This is a genomic window from Myroides sp. C1519 (assembly GCF_038039755.1).
GTDB classification, from domain to species: Bacteria; Bacteroidota; Bacteroidia; order Flavobacteriales; family Flavobacteriaceae; genus Flavobacterium; species Flavobacterium phaeum_A.
Map to the genome: position 1 here is coordinate 132,620 of NZ_JBBPHM010000002.1, position 19,190 is coordinate 151,809.

Below are 19,190 nucleotides of genomic sequence, written 5' to 3' on the forward strand. Positions count from 1 at the left end.
TCTTTTTTTATACTTAATTATTTCAACTTATGAAGTTTAGTACAGTAGTTCCTATAAAATCAGTAAAGAAGCCAATAACATATAATGATAAAATAGTGTCATTAGGTTCTTGTTTTGCTGTGAATATGAGTGAGAAGTTTAAATCATTTCAATTTCAAAGTATAGTAAATCCTTTTGGGATCTTATTCCATCCTATTGCCATTGAGCGTATTTTAGAATATGCAAGCAATGGATACAAGTTTACTGAAGATGATGTGTTTTGTCATAATGAAGTTTGGAGTTCTTTTATTGCTCATTCAGATATGAATGAATTAGAACAAGAAGATATTATTACTAAGTTAAATGTAAAGTTATTTGATTTACAAGTAGCCTTAAAAGAGTCTTCTGTTATAGCTATTACTTTTGGAACCGCTTGGGTTTATGAACATAACGAAACAGGTGTAGTGGTAGCTAATTGTCATAAAATACCACAATCTAATTTTACTAAAAGGTTATTGACTTACCAAGAGTTACTAAATAGTTACTTGAAAATCATTAAATTAGTAAAAGAAATTAATCCAGGGATAGAAATAATCTTTACAATTTCTCCAGTACGTCATTTTAAAGATGGTATTGTTGAAAACCAAAGAAGCAAATCTTTATTGTTTACAGCATTACATGATGCTATAGAACAGGTAGGAGTTAATAGTATTAATTATTTTCCATCTTATGAAATTATGATGGATGAGTTGAGAGATTATCGTTTTTATAAAGCTGATATGTTGCATCCAAATGAACAAGCTGTTGATTACATTTGGGAGCGCTTTGTTAGTACATACATACATCCTGATATGATTACTATTATGCAAAAGGTTCAGGAGGTTCAAAAAGGACTTAATCATAGACCTTTTAATCCTACTGCTGAGCAACATTTAGCTTTTTTAGATACGTTGATTGCTAAGATTGATTATTTGTTAGAAAAATATCCTTTTATGAGTTTTAGATAGTTATGAGAAAAGTACTAAGAGTTATTTATGCACTATTTATAGTGTTGTTTTTTATGTTTTCAGGTGCAATATTATACAATTCTTTTTTTAAAAAGGACAGTGATAATATGCAGTACAATTCTATGTTGATTCAAGAACAATTGAAAAACGTAAGTAAATTAGTTGTTACAGAAGCCCACTACTCTCAAGTAATGACGTACAAAGATCAGCAGAAATATTTTTTAAACTTACTCTCTTTTGATAAGAAAGCTGTAGTCATAGTGAATGCAAAAGCAACAGTAGCATACGATTTAAGTCAATTAAAATATCAAATAGACGAGAAAAGGAAAGTAGTTCAATTGTTATATATTCCAGAAGCAGAAGTTCAAATTTATCCTGATTATAAGATTTACGATGTAGAACAAAGTACATTCAATCCTTTTATAGGAGATGATTACAACAAAATAAACCAAAAGATAAAAAAAGATATTGCAACTAAAATAGAAAAGTCCACTTTAAAAACGAATGCTGAGAATCGTTTAATAAGTGAACTTTCCAAGATATTAATTTTGACTAATACATTAGGTTGGACTTTAGAGTATCAAGGTAATGTAATAAGTACAGATAATGATTTAATGATGGATTTAGCTTTATAAATTATTTAAAATAATATCCATACCATCTTTTATTAAGTGAGCTACCTCAGGTCTTTTTAATTGTAAAGACTTCAGGTGGCTCATTGCTTTTTCCGTTAATTCGTTATTGTTGTTAGTATGAGCAAGCTCTAATATTTCTATTGACAATAACCAATCATTAGCATATTCGTTGATAACTATATCTAAAACATTGTTTAAATCACAAGAAGCTTGTTTCTCTCTATATTCTCGAATTGAGGCATACAAGCTTTCTAATTTTATTCTTTGTTCATCTCGTTTAGCTTTAATAGTATGAGATGATGGTACGTGGTTTATTAAATCGAAACTGTGGTAGTCAGCAGGACCTGAGAAAGCTGAGATAATATTGGCTCCTACGGCCATATCGTAAGTTCCCCATTCAGGTTGGAATAATACTTCATCGTAATGTTTAACAGTACAGTCTTTAAAACTAATTAAGATGATTTTACCATGAATATTTCTAATACCTGTAATATTTGTTCCAGAAACAGTAATTCCTCCTTCAAATTCTAAGGTTACAGGTTTGTTTTCGTATAGGTTATAAGCTTTTAAGTCACGAGGACTCATATCTTCAATAGCAAGGTTGATTCCTTTTAGTCTACCTAAAGCTGTTCCAAAGCCGTGAGGATGTGTTTCTGTACCGTGGCCTACTAATTCTTTTTCTCTATATGCTAATGCCGTTTTACCTGTTGTTTGTACGTATGCAGGTTTCCCTTCATCCTCTATAACTCTTGTGAAAACTCCAGAAATTTGTATACCAGTATTTAATTCAATAGTCCCTAAAGCTTTAGAATCAATTAGCTTTTTAATTCCCATTAAACCTCCTTTTCTCAAAGCCATTTTATTAGCAAACTCTTCCAAAACTTCACTTAAATAAGCAAAGTCAGGTGTAACATATAATTGAGGTTGAGGTTTTGTAATATCAAAACCTTGTTGAGCAGCTTCAATTGAATAAGGGAGCTTTTTTACATTATCTGTCATACACCAAGCGCTCTCTCCAATAGAAGAAAGTAATCCAGCACCATATATTTTAGGGTTGTTAACCTCACCGATTAAACCATATTCAACAGTCCACCAATGAAGATTTCGCACTAAAGCCATTTCAGAAGGTTCTCCTGCATTATTTTGTAAGTACTCAACTCTTTCTTCAGCAGCATCAATTTCTTTTTGATCAACACCTTCTGCTTCCTTTAAAATAGATAATAGACGTATTGCTTCATATATTTCATAGTCGCGACCAGAAGAAATGGCTTTACAACCAATTTCTCCGAAACGTCTTAAATATTCAGCATATTCTGGATTTGCAATAATAGGAGCGTGACCAGCACCTTCATGAATAATATCAGGAGCAGGAGTATATTCTATATTTTCAAGTTGTCTAATGTCTGATGCAATTACAAGAACTTTATATGCTTGAAACTCCATAAATGCATTGGGTGGAATAAAACCGTCAACTGCCACAGCAGCCCATCCTATTTCTTTTAGGATACGATTCATCCCATACATACTTGGAATACTTTCAACTGAAATACCAGTTTTTTCTAAACCTTCAAGATATGATTCGTGAGCAACTTTAGAAAGATAATCAACATTTTTACGCATCACATATCGCCATACAGCTTGATTAATCGGATTATAATCTTCATAATTCTGTGGTTTGATAAATTGCTTTAAATGATTAGGTAATCTTTCAATTAATTCATTGCTTTCATATTCTTGAGGTTTCATATGTGATATTTATTAATGTTCATTGTAAATATAGTAAAAAACAATAGTTAGTACTTTTATTGGTTATTTTTTTTGGCTTGTTGTTAGAATTTAAATTTATGATTTGCAATAGTTACCAATGATACTATTTTAATATTTTTTGTAATTAAGTTTGTTTGAGACTTTTGAAATGTATTAACTTTAATCAATAAGTTAATTTTTTAATTATATCTTTTATATAGTGTGTTTATTTTAATGTTTTTACTTTTAATAATATTTGGTAAAAACTTAATTAAGATATTTTTTAACTTAATATTTTGTAAAAGAAAAAAAGTTTATATCTTGTGATCGAATTAATTAACTAATAAACTAATACTTATGAAGAAATTATTTATGTTTTTAGCTGTAGCAGGGTTAGCTACATTTGGAGCATCTTGTAGTAGTGATGACAATTCAGATGAACCAGTTAAAGTAGAAGCAGGTCAATTAGCGGTTAAAGCTGATAAGACTGAAATTAATGCAGGAGAGTCTGTAAAGTTCTCAGTTACTTTAGATGGTAAAGAAGAAAAAGGATCGGAGCTTTTTATTGGAGATGAGCAAATTTACACACCTCATAAATTTGAGAAAGCTGGTGAATTTGAAGTTGTAGCTAAGAAAAAGGGTGCTAAAGATAGTGCTGCTGTAAAAATTACTGTTAAAGGTGAAAGTACAGGTGAACCTCAACCAGGGGAGGAAACTTTAGTTTTAAAAGGAGTAACTGAAGCTGGAGAAGTTAAAGTGGGTGCTAAGTTGGCTTTCTCATTTACTGATGCAGAAGGAGTTAATGTAGATGGTGCTAAGTTGCATAAGAATGGTGTTGAAATCGCAGGTACAGAATATGTAGTAACTGAAGCGGACGCTAAAACTACTTTAAAATTTACTGCTAAAAAAGGAGAATTAGTTAGTAACGAGATAGTTTATACTGTAAAAGCTCTTCCTACTAAACTTACAACTAACTTTTTTAGCTATGATGGAGTTCAATATGAAGTAGATAAAGCTCTTTTTTCATATTTAGGATCTCAAGATTTCCAAGGTACACCTATTGATTTGTATACTATGATTCTTGCAAAAATGAATGGTGATAAAATTGAAAATAGAATTATGGGTAATGTTGCTTTCAAAAGAATTGACGGGGCGGTACAAATACTTCCTATGGATGGTGATATAAAAATTGCTGCTTATGGAGGATTCTCTTTTGAAGGTGAAGGGGAAGATATTGCTACTCCTGTTGTTACAAATGAGACAATAATTACTCTTTCAGGAATGAATTTAGTTGATCTTGATACTGGTATTAAAGCTGCAAGTAAAGGAAAAGTTGTATTTGAATTTGGATTAACAGGTACTAATGATAAAGTTTCTGGTTTGTTTGAAGGACAAATAGTTGTTTTTACTGAAAAACAAAAAACTAATTCAATCAACGCTACTAATTTTAATGGAGTGAAAACAGTTGAATTATCAAGAAAAAAGTAATTTAAGATACTAAAAGTACTACAAGATAAACTTTTAAAGTAATCTGCTGGAAAAAGCTTAGGGAAAATTATAATTTTCTCTAAGCTTTTTTTATTTATAAAATTATGAGAGAGGTTAACATCATAATAGTTTTTTTTATGTTTATTAGCTTTGAAAATAGGTTTTATAGGTGCTATTGGAGAATTTAATTTATAAAGAGTATTCCTATTGTTTATTATCGATTTTTTACGGTGAAAGTACAAATACGTTGGCATATAAGGGGTTAAAATAATTCCTTAATACTTAGTTATTTGTTTTGTAATGTTTTTATTAGAGTAATATCTTTAAGGATTTAGTTAAATATCCTTTATGTACAAATTGAACAAAAAGTGAAAGGTAGTAATCGCTACGAGAATACGAATTATACAAAGAGTTTTTTAAAAATAATTCGTTATTTACTGAAGAACGAAGACCAGGAATTCTAAAGTAAATGTAATTTGATATTGATCGATTCATATACTTGAAGTGAATAATAATTGTATAGATTGTTTTGTTATAATAGTTTGAGTAAGATTTGTGTTTTAAATTTGTTTTTATATTGTTAAAACTGTGTGGTTAATTGTTTAAAAGTGGTTAATTTATTGTTTTTGTGTTTAAAACTGAATATTTGTCATTTCCAAACTGTTAATATTGGATTAAAAATTGTTAATTTGTACTTAAAATATATTAATTAATAATTATGAAAAAATTAGTAATGTTTCTTTTTGCAATGGGGTTAGTTGCATTTGGAACATCTTGTAGCAGTGATGATAATTCTGAAGATATTATCGTTACAATCAATCAATTAGAATTAAAAGCTGACAAAACTGAAATTAATGTTGGCGAGTTGGTTAATTTCTCATCTTCTGTAAATGGTAAAGACGTAAGTGACTCACAGTTATTTATTGGAGAGAAACAAATAAAAAGTACTCATTTATTTGAAGAAGAAGGAGTATTTGAAGTTGTAGCGAGAAAAGAAGGGTTAAAAGAGAGTATGCCTTTAAAGATTAAAGTTAATGCTGAAACTGAGTCTGATAAAGATAAAGAAAATAAAAAATTAGTATTAAAAGCTAATGTGTCAGAGATAATTGTAGGAGAGGAAGTTTCTTTTAGTGTGACAGATGGTGATAAAGTAGTTAATGATGCTGAAATCGTATCAGACAATGGTTTGCGTTTAAAAGAAGGTAAATGGAAAAGTAGTGAAGTTGGTGTGTTTAAGTTCAAAGCAAATAAAGAAGGGTTTGTCGATAGTGATGAAGTGACAGTTGTTGTTTCTGAAGCTCCTGGTACTCCTACTACCGAAGGTAACTTTGTAACAGTAGGAGATAAAGCGTATGAAATTAATAATGCTATTTTACGTGTAATTGGTAATGACCAAGGGCAAGCTCTTGTTTTTACTACAGAGTCGGGGATTGATTATTTAGAATATGTTCTATATACTAATTTTAACGAATCCGATTTTGCAGTTGTTTATTTAGCTGTTATTCTGCCTGAGAATGCCAAAGAAATAGTTTGGCCACAAGATGTACAGAAAAAAGATATTCAAATTATAGATGCCTTTGTTGCTAAAGATAAGAAACTTGTTGCTAACTTAGTAGAAGGCGAAGAAGTTAGTCTTAACTTTAATTGGGGTAAGAAGCCTAATCCAAGTACTGGTTTAGGTGGGCAATTTGCAATGACATTAAAAGCGTTAAGCTTCGCGGTTAATTATGATGGAGAGTATTCAGGATTATATATTCAGCCAAAAAAAGCTGGTAATGCTGTTGCAAATTTATCTTCATTAAATAAGTTTACAAAAGAACAAGCTAAGTATATTAAATTAGCGCGCTAAGTAAGTTGAAATGTAAATCTGTTAGATATTTTATATTTATAACCTTATAAAGCAAAAAGGTCGGTGTAATTATTACACCGACCTTTTTTATTTTAATAGATTACTTCCCTTTAGTTGGAGGAAAATTTTCTAAGATTTTTTGAGCAAACTCTTTAATCTTAGCTTCTTTTTTTTCAGTATTGTAATTTTTACCTAATACCCCGGTACCTATTCCTTGCCAAACAAGGGATTTTTTCTTTGTATCTAAAATATCAATATAAAGTATTCCTTGCGTTGATGTACTTACTGTTGTATTGTTAGGTCCCCAATAAGGTCCCCATCCATAGTAACCCCATGGCGAATAAAAATTGTTATTATTTGTAATATCAACTCGTTTTTGAGCCTTAGTGAAAATATTGATTAAGAAGTCAGGATTTGCATCTGATTTTTGTAACCCTTTTTCAGTTAAAGTTTGATCTATAGCATTTAGAATACGTTTCTTATCAATGTCGTTTAATTCAACATGATCAATTCCTTCTTTAAAAAAAGCGTAAGTCTTCAAATTATTAAAGTTTACGTCTTTGTCATAATCAGAAGTAACCTGTATACTACTACAAGCGGTTACAAACAGCATTATGAAAGCAACGGGTAATAATTTCAATGTTTTCATAAGATTTATTTTTTTGATATTATAAAAGTTTTTCGTCTACTATATTTGGTAAAGTAACTTTTAATAATGGTTCAGCTTCCATTGCTCTTTTAATAGCAAATATAGCCTCGTCATTTCGTGCCCAACTTCTACGTGCTATACCATTATTAACATCCCAAAACAGCATTGATTTTAATCTGTTCTCAGCATCTTTAGTACCGTCAAGTACCATACCAAAACCTCCGTTAATAACTTCTCCCCAGCCTACACCACCACCATTGTGGATAGAAACCCAGGTAGCACCTCTAAAGCTATCTCCAATTACATTATGGATTGCCATATCAGCAGTAAATTTAGAACCATCATAGATATTCGAAGTCTCTCTGTAAGGAGAATCTGTTCCTGATACATCATGGTGGTCACGTCCTAAAACAACTGGTCCGATTTTACCTGCCTCAATAGCATCATTAAAAGCCTTTGCAATTTTAATTCTACCTTCAGCGTCGGCATATAATATTCTTGCTTGAGAACCTACAACTAATTTATTTTCTTGAGCTCCTTTTATCCATCGAATATTGTCTGCCATTTGTTGTTGAATCTCTAAAGGAGAGTTAGCCATCATTTCTTCTAAAACTTGACAAGCAATTTCATCTGTTTTAGCTAAATCTTCCGGATTTCCAGATGCACATACCCAACGGAAAGGACCAAAACCATAGTCAAAACACATTGGCCCCATAATATCCTGTACATAACTTGGATATTTAAAGTCAATTCCATTTTCTGCCATTATATCTGCCCCAGCTCTTGAAGCTTCTAATAAAAAGGCATTTCCATAATCAAAGAAGTACGTTCCTTTAGCTGTATGTTTATTAATTGCTGTAGCTTGTCTTCTAAGAGATTCTTGTACGTGTTCTTTAAACTCAACAGGATTGTTTGCCATCATATCATTAGCCTCTTCAAATGACAATCCAACAGGATAATAACCACCTGCCCAAGGGTTGTGTAAAGAAGTTTGGTCAGAACCTAAATCTACATATAAGCCAACTTCATCAAATTTCTCCCATACTTCTACAATATTTCCTTGGTAAGCAATAGAAACAATTTCTTTTGCATCTTGTGCTTTCTTAACTCTTGTTACTAATTCATCAAGATCTGTAATCACTTCATCAACCCATCCTTGAGAATGTCTTGTATGAACTGCTTTAGGATTTACTTCAGCACAAACAGTAATACAGCCAGCAATATTTCCTGCTTTAGGTTGAGCTCCACTCATTCCTCCTAAACCAGAAGTAATAAATAATTTACCAGCTAAGCTTTCGCCATTTTTCGCTATTTTTCTACCTCCGTTTAACACTGTAATGGTTGTTCCGTGTACGATACCTTGAGGTCCAATATACATATAACTACCAGCAGTCATTTGTCCATATTGTGTAACTCCTAATGCATTAAATTTTTCCCAGTCATCTGGTTTTGAATAATTAGGAATCATCATACCATTTGTAACCACAACACGTGGTGCATTTTTATGAGAAGGGAATAATCCCATAGGGTGACCAGAATACATTACTAATGTTTGTTCATCTGTCATTTCAGATAAATATTTCATTGTTAGTAAATATTGAGCCCAGTTTGAGAATACACCTCCATTACCACCATAAGTGATTAATTCGTGTGGATGTTGTGCTACAGCGTAGTCCAAATTATTTTGGATCATTAGCATAATAGCTTTTGCTTGCAATGACTTTCCTGGATATTCATCAATAGGTCTTGCATATATTTTATAGTCAGGACGAAATCTATACATATAAATACGTCCATACTTTTCTAATTCTTCTTTGAACTCTGGCAATAAAGTTGCGTGATGTTCAGGTTCAAAATAACGCAATGCATTTTTTAATGCTAATTTTTTCTCTTCATCAGAAAGAATTTCCTTGCGTTTAGGAGCGTGGTTTATTGTGGCGTCATAATCTTTCTTCGCAGGAAGTACTGTTGGGATGCCCTGCTGAATAAGCTCTTTAAATGTCATTTTATATGTTTTTTGTTCGTTTATGTATTTTATTTGGTAAGTACGCCTATTACAGCAAATCATTAAGTATTTTTGTGTACAAATTTACTGATGTGATTTACTTCATATTTGTGATGGTAATATAGTAATAAAGTTAGAAAAAAAAGCAAGGAGAATTCTTAAATCTAAATTAAAGAAGATGGTTGTTGTATGTCGATTTATGGTGCCTAAGAATTATGATGGAATAACGCTTTTTCCATTTATATTTTTGCGTTCTCAAGAGATGAAGCAGGATGCGGTGTTGTTAAATCACGAGAGGATACATTTAAAACAACAAATAGAACTTTTAGTTGTGTTTTTTTACCTTTGGTATATCCTATCTTTTTTTTGGAACTTAATTAATAAAAAAGATGTCAGAGAAGCTTATAAAGCTATTTGTTTTGAAAAAGAAGCATATAGTTTTGAAAGTGATTTTACATATCTGCAAAGCAGAAAATCATTTGCTTTTTTAAATAAAAATAGAAACAATGTTTGATAATGAAAATGTGTATAACCAACATATAGCAATAGAATTGCCATATGATATTGAGTTATATATTAAGAGAGAAGACTTATTGCATAAAGAGGTTTCTGGAAATAAATTTAGAAAGTTAAAATACAATATAGCTAAAGCAAAAGAGTTAGGATATAATAAACTATTGACATTTGGCGGTGCTTATTCAAATCATATTGCTGCTACAGCTGCAGCAGGTAGAATTTGCGGTATTGATACAATAGGGATTATTAGAGGTGAAGAGTTGGCAACGAAGTACAAGGATAATCATACTTTAAGTAAAGCTGTAGATGACGGAATGGAACTCGGTTTCTTATCGCGTTCAGATTACAGATTAAAAAGCGAAGAAGAAGTGATTAATCGTTTACGTATTCAATATGGCGACTTTTATTTAGTGCCTGAGGGAGGTACAAATAGTGAAGCTATAAGAGGCACCGAAGAAATTTTAAAACCAACAGATTGTGATTTTGATTATGTTTGTACTGCCGTAGGAACAGGGGGTACTATAGCAGGAATTATTAATAGTTCACAAGCACATCAAACTGTATTAGGGTTTCCTGCTTTGAAAGGAGATTTCTTATATAACGATATAAAACTGTATACCGATAGAACAAATTGGGACTTAATATTAGACTATCACTTTGGAGGCTATGCTAAATATACAGATGAGTTAATCAATTTTATAAAGCATTTTCAAGAAGAAACAGGAGTCCTTTTAGATCCTATTTATACTGGGAAAATGATGTTTGGAGTGATTCAGAAAATTAAAGAAGGTTACTTTAAAGAAGGAAGTAAAATACTTGCAATTCACACAGGTGGATTACAAGGGTGGAGTAGTAAAATTAAAAATTAGCAACATTTATTTATGTTAAGAAAAATCGGCTTTTTATTTTGTATTGTTTTATTTGTTAACTGTGGAAGCAAAAAGAGCACATTAACAGGGAAAAAAATTAAAGAGAAGGAATTAGTGTCTAAGACACAGTATAGAACACAACTGAAAAAAGTTGAGGTAGAGCGCAAAAAAGAGGAACGTGAGATTTTAGAAGCTACTTCGAGATTGAGTGTAACAACTGATATGATTAGAGATTATATCATTAAATATAAAGATGTAGCTAAATCAAATATGACTGATCATGGTATTCCAGCGAGTATTACTTTAGCTCAAGGGGTTTTAGAATCAGGATCAGGACAAGGAACATTAAGTAGAAATGCAAATAACCACTTTGGAATTAAATGCCACCAAGGTTGGGAAGGTGAGTCAGTACGTCATACAGACGATGCTCCTGACGAATGTTTTAGAAAATATGCTAATCCAGAAGAATCATATCGAGACCATTCGCTTTTTTTAGTTGGTCGTTCACGTTATAATGATTTATTCAGATTAGAGAAAGATGATTATAAAGGTTGGGCGCATGGACTTAAAAAGGCTGGTTACGCTACTGATCCACGTTATGCAGATAAGTTAATTAGTATAATAGAACGTTATTCTTTATATGATTACGATATTGAAGTGGTTGGCAAAAGATCAACTGCTGCTGCTGTAGTTTCAGAATCAACTACTCCAGTAAAAGAAACAAAGAAACCTACGGTTGCGTCTAAGAGAAACCAACACGTAGTACAAAAAGGAGAAACGTTATATTCTATTTCTAAAAAATATAATATGACAGTAGCTCAAGTACAAAAGATAAATAAGTTATCAAGTACATCACTTTCAATCGGACAAATTTTAAAATTAAAATAATATGTTATACCAAAGAAGTAGTAAGCTTTTTGCAGAGGCTGAAAAAGTAATTCCAGGAGGGGTGAATTCACCTGTAAGAGCTTTTAAATCTGTAGGAGGAACTCCAATTTTTGTAAAAGAAGCTAAAGGTGCTTATTTATACGATGAAGATGGTAACAGGTTAATTGATTATATAAATTCTTGGGGACCTATGATTTTAGGTCATGCTTATGCTCCTGTAGTAGAAGCAGTAATAGAAAAAGCTAAATTGGGTACTTCTTTTGGAATGCCAACAGAAATCGAAACAAAGATTGCTGAGTTAGCTGTTTCTATGGTTCCTAATATTGATAAAATTAGATTTGTGAACTCTGGGACAGAGGCTTGTATGAGTGCTGTTCGTTTAGCAAGAGGATATACAGATCGTGAGAAGATTATTAAGTTTAAAGGATGTTATCACGGACACTCTGATTCTTTTTTGATTTCAGCAGGTAGTGGTGCTGTTACTTTTGGTTCTCCGAATAGTCCTGGTGTAACAGCAGGAACGGCTAAAGATACATTATTAGCTAATTATAACGATTTAGCAAATGTAGAGTCAATCTTAAAAGCTAATGAAGGGGAAGTAGCAGCAATCATTGTAGAACCAGTTGCTGGAAATATGGGGTGTGTGCCTCCTCAAAAAGGATTTTTAGAAGGATTAAGAGCATTATGTAATACATATGGAGCTCTTTTGATTTTTGATGAGGTAATGACAGGATTCCGTTTATCTAAAGGAGGAGCTCAGGAGTTATTTGGTGTAAATGCAGATATTGTTACTTTCGGAAAAGTTATTGGAGGAGGACTTCCAGTAGGTGCTTTTGCGGCAAGAAATGAAATTATGGATTACTTAGCACCAGTAGGACCAGTTTATCAAGCAGGTACATTGTCAGGAAACCCATTAGCTATGGCTGCAGGATTAACAATGTTGCAAGAGATAAATAAAGATGCAGAGTTGTTTAATCGTTTAGAAGAAAAAACAGCTTATCTTGAAAAAGGAATGCGAAAAGTACTTACTGATAATAATGTACCATTTACAATCAACAGAGTAGGATCAATGATTTCTGTTTTCTTTGATGAAAAAGAAGTAGTCGATTTTGAAACAGCAGGTTTTGGAAATAATGACACATTTAAAAAGTTCTTCCATGGCTTATTAGCTGAAGGAGTATATATTGCTCCATCATCATACGAAACTTGGTTTATTACTGATGCATTAACGTATGAAGATTTAGATTATACAATTAATGCTGTAAATAAGATTTTTTCATAATCCTTACAGTTATAAAATACAAAAGCTCCTCTTAATTTAAAGAGGAGCTTTTTTTTTGATATTTATTTTATACAAAGAGTAACATATAGTTGACATAGCTTTATGTGTGATTGGGATTAAGCTCGAGATAAGTTCGACATTCGTTCGGGATATCTTCGGAAAAAAGGCTTATTTCCGAAGGTCTGTGGGAAGAATGTCGAAGGAATGTCGAATTTGGTCTTAATAAAGCTTTTATAATTCTAATTTTAATTGTTCAGGTAGAAGTTTAAAAGACATTCTATGGTATTTACAAGGACCATATTTTCTAATAGCGTCTCTGTGTTCTTTTGTAGGATATCCTTTGTTCTTTTTCCAATTGTACATTGGAAATTCTTCGTGTATTTTATCCATATAATCGTCTCTATATGTTTTAGCAAGAATAGAAGCAGCAGCTAAGCTTAGATACTTCATATCTCCTTTAACAATTGTTTCGTGAGGAATATTTGGAATAGCTGTAAACTTATTTCCATCTACAATTAAGAACTCTGGTTGTGGGTCTAAAGCCAATACAGAATCTTGCATTCCCTTAATTGAAGCGTGTAAAATATTTAGATCTTCAATAATCGCTTCAGAAATATGTGTTACCTTATAGGTAAGTGCTTTTTCTTCAATCAGCTCTCTAAGAGAATAGCGAAGTTTAGCTGTGATTTTTTTAGAGTCATTTACAAATTCATTCTCAAAATCCTTTGGTAATATAACAGCAGCAGCTGTAACTGGACCTGCAATACATCCACGGCCAGCTTCATCGGTTCCGGCTTCAAGTATAAGTCCAGAAAAATTCTTTAATAACATATCTGTAATTTGGAAGAGCAAAGATAAAAGTCTTTATGAAATGTTGTGTAAGGGTACTCGAAGCTTTTGTTGTTAAAATTAAAGGTTGTTTTAGTTTTTTTTATCTTAATGTTAAAAATTGCAACATGAGATTTTTTTTGTTTAGATAAAATTAATTTTCTCATTTGATGAATTGTTTGTTTTAGAATGAGAATATTATGTAAAGTGTAACAATTTGTCATTATTTGTATTTTAGTTGGTATTTAGTTATGCTTTGAAAAGTGTCTTAAAGTTAATAAACATAAGGGTTTGTTAGTTTTTAGATTACTTTTTTAAGTTTGTGTACTAACTAATTCAATTTAATAATGATATCAAAGTTTAAGTGGACTTTAGCACTAATCCTGGTGCTATTTGTGCAGATTTCTTTTGCACAAACGAAAACACTATCTGGTGTTGTTACTGACGGTGATTTTCCCTTACCAGGAGTTACTGTTGTAATTAAAGGAACACAAGATGGGTTACAAACAGATTTCGATGGAAAATATTCCATTGTTGTAAAACAAGGACAAATTGTAACATTCTCATTTATTGGAATGGCAGATATTGAGTATAAAGTAGGAGCATCTACTACTCATAATGTTGTTATGAAATCAGATGAAGAGATGTTAGAAGAGGTTGTAGTATTGGCTTATGGTCAAACTAAAACTAAAAATGAAGTTACAGGTAACGTTGTTGCTGTTAAGGGAGATGTAGTAGCTCAAACTCCAGTAGCATCTGTTGACCAAGCTTTACAAGGACGTGTAGCAGGACTTCAAATTGCTACTACTTCTGGTTCTCCAGGAGCGCAACAAAATATTAGAATTCGTGGTCGTAACTCTATGTCTGCGACAAACGAACCATTATATGTAATTGATGGAATGCCTATTATCACTGAGAACTTATCAGGAGATTCTAAAGGAACAAGTTTATCTGCATTATCTGGAATCAACAGTGATGATATTGAGTCTATGACTGTATTGAAAGATGCTGCTGCTACTGCTGCTTATGGTGCACGTGGTGGTAATGGTGTAATTTTAATTACTACTAAAAAAGGAAAAAGAGGTGAACCTTCTTATACTTTTAAATCATCTATCGGTATTCAAAATTTTGCTCGTAAGGGGCCTAAATTTTTAAGTGGTGAACAGAAAAAAGAATTATGGTTAGAGGCTAACTATAATGCTTATGGTGAAGAAGATGGATTTACTAAAGATGAAGCTTTAGACTGGTATGTGGGCGAAAATGGTTATGGACCAAATAACGTTTTGTCTAAATGGGTTGCTAATGGATCTCAAAATTACGATTGGAGAGATGCAGTACAGAATAAAAATGCAATTATGTCTTCAATTAGCTTAGGTGTTAATGGAGGAGATGAGAGAGGTTCTTATTACGCAAGTTTAGGACACGATAAATACGAAGGTGTTGTTATCGGTTCTGATTTTAGAAAAGTAACTGGATCATTTACTATGAATCGTAAATTAAACGAAAAACTTGATTTAACGGTTGGTGCAAATGTTTCTAATATTAAACAAAATGGTATTCCAGAAGGAGGGGCATATTTTTCTAACCCTAACTTAACAGGTATGTTTATGAGTCCTTGGACTGCAATTTATAATGCAGATGGAACACCAAATTTAAGTACTTCAGCAGGTTTACATAACTCAATTTACACTATGGCAAATAATGTAAATGAGAATGATGTAACTCGTGTTATTTCAAACAATAGTTTAGGATATAAAATTTTAGATAACTTAAAGTTCGAGTCAAAAATTGGATTGGATTATACGTTAGCTAACTATAAAACATTTAGTAATCCAGTACACGGAGACGGGAAAGCTTATAAAGGTTCTTCAAGTCAAAACGAAAGAAGAATTTTCAACTACGTTTGGCAAAACTCTTTAGATTATAAATTTTATTTAGGAGATTCTCATCGTTTTAATGTAAAAGCGTTAGTAGAATACCAAAAAAATAAGTTGAACGAATTAGAAGGTCGTGGTGAGGTTCTTCCTCCAGGTATGATTAGTTTAGGTACTGCAGCTGCAAACTATACTGCTCATGCTGATTTCTATGATTGGTCACAGTTTAGTTACTTAGGTATGTTAAACTATGATTACCAAAATCGTTATTTATTAGATGTTACTTTCCGTAGAGAAGGTTCTTCAAGATTCTCTGAAGATGACAGATGGGGTAATTTCTATGCAGTAGGTGGGGCTTGGAATATTAGCTCTGAAACATTTATGCAAAATGCTTTTGCTGTAAGTTTATTGCGTTTAAGAGCTTCTTACGGTACAACTGGTAACTCATCTATCAGCCCTAACTTATTTATGCAACAAATTGCTGCAGGTACCTACAATAATGAGTCAGCTTTATTAGCATCTCGTTACGGAGGACCATTAGGTTGGGAGAAACAAGAGAAATTTGACGCAGGTGTTGAATTCGGATTCTTTAATAATAGATTATCAGGAAGTTTAACTTACTATAAAAGTAAGAGTAAAGACTTATTATATGCAGTACCATTATCTCTAACTTCAGGTTATGATTCACAATGGACTAACATTGGAGATTTATCAAACAGTGGTTTTGAGGCTGAATTAAACGTTGATATTTTCAGAGGAGATGATTTTAACTGGTCTGTAGGTGCAAACGTTGGTACTGTTAAGAACAAAGTTACTCGTATGCCTATCGTTAAAGGTGAGCGTTTAGAAGTGTTATCAAGTTTCACTGGAACTGTTGAAGGAAAACCTTACGGAACTTGGTATTTGCCTGAGTATGCTGGTGTAGATCTTCAATCAGGAAATCCTTTGTGGTATACTGCTGATGGAGGTACAACTTCTACTCATTCAGATGCTGAAAAACGTTTCCAAAATACAAGTGCTTTACCTAAAGTAACTGGAGGTTTTAATACTCACGTTGATTTCAAAGGTTTCTATTTAGATGCTTTATTCTCATTTGCAACTGGATATTCAGTTTATGATTCTTGGGCTGAATTTACAAATTCAAATGCTAAGAACTCAATTTATACTTACAACGGTACAACTGAGTTAATGGATAGATGGCAAAAACCTGGTGATATTACAGATGTACCTAAGTTAAGTACATCGAATTCTTCTACATATACAGCACCAAGTACAAGATGGTTGTATAAAGGAGATCATATCAGATTGAGACAAGTAACATTTGGTTACAATTTAAGCAAACAAGCTGTTAAATCTATCGGAGTTGATGCTATTAATATTTCTATGGCAGCAATGAATCCATTTGTATGGGTTAAAGATAATAGATTGAAATGGGATCCAGAGGTTGATTCATCAGGTTACATTGAGTTAGCTACTCCTCCATTAAAATCAGTAGTGTTTACTTTAAACGTTAAATTTTAAGAAATGAAAAGATTATTTAGAATATTATATATTGCTGGTTTTCTTACGCTTGGAGTAACATCTTTTACTTCTTGTTCGTTAGATCCGAAGCAATCGAATTATCAAGATGGTGAGGAGCCAATTAAGACTGCTGATCAATTATTGGCTACTTTGAATGGTGCTTATGCACGTATGACTAATTCTGCTTATTACGGAAGAGATATTATTGCTTTTTCTGAGGCAAGATCACAGTACATGTATTCAACAAATGCTACAGGACGTTTTGGTTCTGTTTCTGGTGCTACTGTACAGCCAACTCATAACTACTCTGTAGATACTTGGAAACAGATTTACAAAACTATTACTAATGCTAACAGAGTACTTGAAGCAAATCAAGTAGTTGTAGCTAAAAATGGTGATGCTGATTTAATTAACTTCTATAAAGGTCAAGCTTATATTTTAAGAGCTTTAGGACATTTTGATTTGGTTAAAGTTTATGGACAACAATATGTTGAAGATAAAGGACTAAATGGAATGGGAGTTCCTTATAAAACTACAACGAGAGATGCTAATGAATCTATTAGTCGTCCTACAGTTAAGGAAAACTTAGAATTAATTTTTGCTGATTTAGAAAAAGGTATCGCTTTATTAGAAGAAAGTACACCTAAAGTTAGTGGGAATACTTCATCTGTTCGTGCTCGTATTAATTTAGCATCAGCTTATGGTTTTAAATCTCGTATAGCATTATTTGCATCTCAGTTTGATAAAGGTTATTATGATGTAGTAATTACTGCTTCTGAAAAAGCTATTGATAGTTCAAAAAGACAAGTTGCAACACGTGCTGGATTTATCGACGGATATAAAAGTGAAGAGGTTATGACAAACTCATTGTTTGAATTGACTCAAACAGGAAGTGATAACCAATTTACTGCGAGTTTATTCTATGTATATTTCACAGATGGTTCTTTAGGATATGGAGACTTAATTTGTATGCCTGCAAAGGTTGATGCAATTTTCGATGCTAAAGCTGTTGCTGATGGTAAAAAAGTAGAAGATATTCGTAGAACTGTAATGGAAGAAGACGTTACGAGTGATAAAAGTTTACGTAATATGAAAAAGTATACTGCTCGTACATCTAACATTCGAATTATGCGTATTGAAGAGATTATGCTTAATTACGCAGAAGCTGCTTTAGAAGCGTCTAATGGAGATAAAGCAAAGGCATTAGCTTATGTTAATGAAATTGCTGCAAAACGTTATTTGATTGATGATAAACAAGATGATCAAATCTTCAAAACATTAGATTTAAAAACAGTTCGTTCTGAGCGTACTAAGGAGTTGATGTTTGAAGGATTCAACTTTGAAGACATAATGCGTTGGAGAGGAACTGTATCAAATCCTGCAATTAAAGGTAATGATGATATAGACGGAGATACTATTTCTTTTGGAAATCCATTGTTGGCATTACCGATTCCTCAAAAGGAAATCAATGTAACAGGTATTGATCAAAATAAAGGTTACTAAACTATAGTATAATTTAGAAAACTGTACAATTATTTATCCCCTTGTAGTAGACGTGAGTCTATTACAAGGGGATTTTTTTTGCTCTATATTTTGTAGAAATAGATTCGTTGAAGTACAGTTTTGTAGTATGTTATAAGTAGTTTATGAGTATTATCACTTGTAATGTGTAAAATTGCTTAGCTTGATTAAGAGCCTTTTGGCAATTTTTCTTAAATATTAATCTATCGCTTCAATAATTAGAACAATTTTAAATAATGTGCTTTATGCGATTATGTAAAGTGAATAGTTTCTTTTTTATTCGCTAATTATGCTTTTATGTTTGTGTAATTATGTATAATGAGATTTATTTTCTGTAATTATGATTTTATTTTTAATTTAATTTAAGATTTTAACTATTTTAATTATTAACATATTGAATGGCTTTGTGATGTTGTTATTTGGTAGTGTTTTAAAATATTATTTGTTGTTATTGTAGTGTTTCGGTTATTTTAATTGTGTTATTTATTGTTTTTTAACTTTTTTGTTTTGCTTGTTGTTGATTTATTGGTATA

At 31.9% G+C, this 19,190-nt stretch carries 14 protein-coding genes; 10 read left to right on the plus strand and 4 right to left on the minus strand.

The window, feature by feature from the left end; genetic code table 11:
• Nucleotides 1-29: 29 nt before the first annotated feature.
• Nucleotides 30-986 (plus strand): GSCFA domain-containing protein, encoded by a 957-nt coding sequence (locus AABL81_RS02005; RefSeq protein WP_341340248.1) that lies wholly within the window; start codon nucleotides 30-32, stop codon nucleotides 984-986.
• Between the two features lie 2 nt (nucleotides 987-988).
• Nucleotides 989-1,621 (plus strand): DUF4230 domain-containing protein, encoded by a 633-nt coding sequence (locus AABL81_RS02010; RefSeq protein ID WP_158209468.1) that lies wholly within the window; start codon nucleotides 989-991, stop codon nucleotides 1,619-1,621.
• Here AABL81_RS02010 and AABL81_RS02015 read toward each other — a convergent pair.
• Complete coding sequence (locus tag AABL81_RS02015) at nucleotides 1,616-3,367, minus strand: aromatic amino acid hydroxylase (RefSeq protein ID WP_341340249.1); 1,752 nt, start codon at nucleotides 3,365-3,367, stop codon at nucleotides 1,616-1,618. The two genes, AABL81_RS02010 and AABL81_RS02015, sit on opposite strands and share 6 nt — an antisense overlap.
• Nucleotides 3,368-3,724: 357 nt before the next feature.
• Between AABL81_RS02015 and AABL81_RS02020 the strand changes: the two genes are divergently transcribed.
• Both AABL81_RS02020 and AABL81_RS02025 read left to right on the plus strand, forming a co-directional pair.
• A complete protein-coding gene (locus tag AABL81_RS02020) occupies nucleotides 3,725-4,855 on the plus strand; it encodes a hypothetical protein (RefSeq protein ID WP_341340250.1) in 1,131 nt (376 codons plus the stop codon).
• 718 nt (nucleotides 4,856-5,573) lie between these two features.
• A complete protein-coding gene (locus AABL81_RS02025) occupies nucleotides 5,574-6,704 on the plus strand; it encodes a hypothetical protein (RefSeq protein WP_341340251.1) in 1,131 nt (376 codons plus the stop codon).
• 100 nt (nucleotides 6,705-6,804) lie between these two features.
• On the opposite strand, the gene AABL81_RS02030 is transcribed toward AABL81_RS02025, so the two are convergent.
• Both AABL81_RS02030 and AABL81_RS02035 read right to left on the minus strand, forming a co-directional pair.
• Nucleotides 6,805-7,353, minus strand: a complete 549-nt coding sequence (locus AABL81_RS02030; protein WP_158209465.1) for a DUF4136 domain-containing protein — start codon at nucleotides 7,351-7,353, stop codon at nucleotides 6,805-6,807.
• Nucleotides 7,354-7,372: 19 nt separating this feature from the next.
• Complete coding sequence (locus AABL81_RS02035) at nucleotides 7,373-9,358, minus strand: urocanate hydratase (protein ID WP_158209464.1); 1,986 nt, start codon at nucleotides 9,356-9,358, stop codon at nucleotides 7,373-7,375.
• A gap of 178 nt (nucleotides 9,359-9,536) precedes the next feature.
• On the opposite strand from AABL81_RS02035, the gene AABL81_RS02040 reads away from it, so the two are divergent.
• Genes AABL81_RS02040 through hemL form a run of 4 tightly spaced genes read left to right on the plus strand, consistent with a single transcriptional unit; the run spans nucleotide 9,537 to nucleotide 12,913 of the window.
• The gene (locus tag AABL81_RS02040; RefSeq protein ID WP_158209463.1) at nucleotides 9,537-9,872 is read left to right on the plus strand and encodes a hypothetical protein; all 336 of its coding nucleotides are present in this window, start codon (nucleotides 9,537-9,539) and stop codon (nucleotides 9,870-9,872) included.
• Nucleotides 9,865-10,743: a 1-aminocyclopropane-1-carboxylate deaminase/D-cysteine desulfhydrase gene (locus AABL81_RS02045; RefSeq protein WP_158209462.1), complete on the plus strand. Its 879-nt coding sequence runs from the start codon at nucleotides 9,865-9,867 to the stop codon at nucleotides 10,741-10,743. Before AABL81_RS02040 ends, AABL81_RS02045 begins: the two co-directional genes overlap by 8 nt.
• 12 nt (nucleotides 10,744-10,755) lie before the next feature.
• Nucleotides 10,756-11,631 (plus strand): glucosaminidase domain-containing protein, encoded by an 876-nt coding sequence (locus AABL81_RS02050; RefSeq protein WP_158209461.1) that lies wholly within the window; start codon nucleotides 10,756-10,758, stop codon nucleotides 11,629-11,631.
• Between the two features lies 1 nt (nucleotide 11,632).
• A complete protein-coding gene (gene hemL, locus AABL81_RS02055) occupies nucleotides 11,633-12,913 on the plus strand; it encodes a glutamate-1-semialdehyde 2,1-aminomutase (RefSeq protein ID WP_158209460.1) in 1,281 nt (426 codons plus the stop codon).
• Nucleotides 12,914-13,144: 231 nt separating this feature from the next.
• On the opposite strand, the gene AABL81_RS02060 is transcribed toward hemL, so the two are convergent.
• The gene (locus AABL81_RS02060; RefSeq protein ID WP_158209459.1) at nucleotides 13,145-13,744 is read right to left on the minus strand and encodes a ribonuclease HII; all 600 of its coding nucleotides are present in this window, start codon (nucleotides 13,742-13,744) and stop codon (nucleotides 13,145-13,147) included.
• A gap of 344 nt (nucleotides 13,745-14,088) precedes the next feature.
• Between AABL81_RS02060 and AABL81_RS02065 the strand changes: the two genes are divergently transcribed.
• Both AABL81_RS02065 and AABL81_RS02070 read left to right on the plus strand, forming a co-directional pair.
• The gene (locus AABL81_RS02065) at nucleotides 14,089-17,136 is read left to right on the plus strand and encodes a SusC/RagA family TonB-linked outer membrane protein (protein WP_158209458.1); all 3,048 of its coding nucleotides are present in this window, start codon (nucleotides 14,089-14,091) and stop codon (nucleotides 17,134-17,136) included.
• A gap of 3 nt (nucleotides 17,137-17,139) precedes the next feature.
• Complete coding sequence (locus AABL81_RS02070) at nucleotides 17,140-18,639, plus strand: RagB/SusD family nutrient uptake outer membrane protein (protein ID WP_341340252.1); 1,500 nt, start codon at nucleotides 17,140-17,142, stop codon at nucleotides 18,637-18,639.
• Nucleotides 18,640-19,190 lie beyond the last annotated feature (551 nt).

Excerpts from the sequence above, each read along its gene's own strand:
- AABL81_RS02005 (WP_341340248.1), top strand. The coding sequence starts at position 30 with ATGAAGTTTAGTACAGTAGTTCCTATAAAATCAGTAAAGAAGCCAATA.
- AABL81_RS02010 (WP_158209468.1), top strand. The coding sequence starts at position 989 with ATGAGAAAAGTACTAAGAGTTATTTATGCACTATTTATAGTGTTGTTT.
- AABL81_RS02015 (WP_341340249.1), bottom strand. The coding sequence starts at position 3,367 with ATGAAACCTCAAGAATATGAAAGCAATGAATTAATTGAAAGATTACCT.
- AABL81_RS02020 (WP_341340250.1), top strand. The coding sequence starts at position 3,725 with ATGAAGAAATTATTTATGTTTTTAGCTGTAGCAGGGTTAGCTACATTT.
- AABL81_RS02025 (WP_341340251.1), top strand. The coding sequence starts at position 5,574 with ATGAAAAAATTAGTAATGTTTCTTTTTGCAATGGGGTTAGTTGCATTT.
- AABL81_RS02030 (WP_158209465.1), bottom strand. The coding sequence starts at position 7,353 with ATGAAAACATTGAAATTATTACCCGTTGCTTTCATAATGCTGTTTGTA.
- AABL81_RS02035 (WP_158209464.1), bottom strand. The coding sequence starts at position 9,358 with ATGACATTTAAAGAGCTTATTCAGCAGGGCATCCCAACAGTACTTCCT.
- AABL81_RS02040 (WP_158209463.1), top strand. The coding sequence starts at position 9,537 with ATGGTTGTTGTATGTCGATTTATGGTGCCTAAGAATTATGATGGAATA.
- AABL81_RS02045 (WP_158209462.1), top strand. The coding sequence starts at position 9,865 with ATGTTTGATAATGAAAATGTGTATAACCAACATATAGCAATAGAATTG.
- AABL81_RS02050 (WP_158209461.1), top strand. The coding sequence starts at position 10,756 with ATGTTAAGAAAAATCGGCTTTTTATTTTGTATTGTTTTATTTGTTAAC.
- hemL (WP_158209460.1), top strand. The coding sequence starts at position 11,633 with ATGTTATACCAAAGAAGTAGTAAGCTTTTTGCAGAGGCTGAAAAAGTA.
- AABL81_RS02060 (WP_158209459.1), bottom strand. The coding sequence starts at position 13,744 with ATGTTATTAAAGAATTTTTCTGGACTTATACTTGAAGCCGGAACCGAT.
- AABL81_RS02065 (WP_158209458.1), top strand. The coding sequence starts at position 14,089 with ATGATATCAAAGTTTAAGTGGACTTTAGCACTAATCCTGGTGCTATTT.
- AABL81_RS02070 (WP_341340252.1), top strand. The coding sequence starts at position 17,140 with ATGAAAAGATTATTTAGAATATTATATATTGCTGGTTTTCTTACGCTT.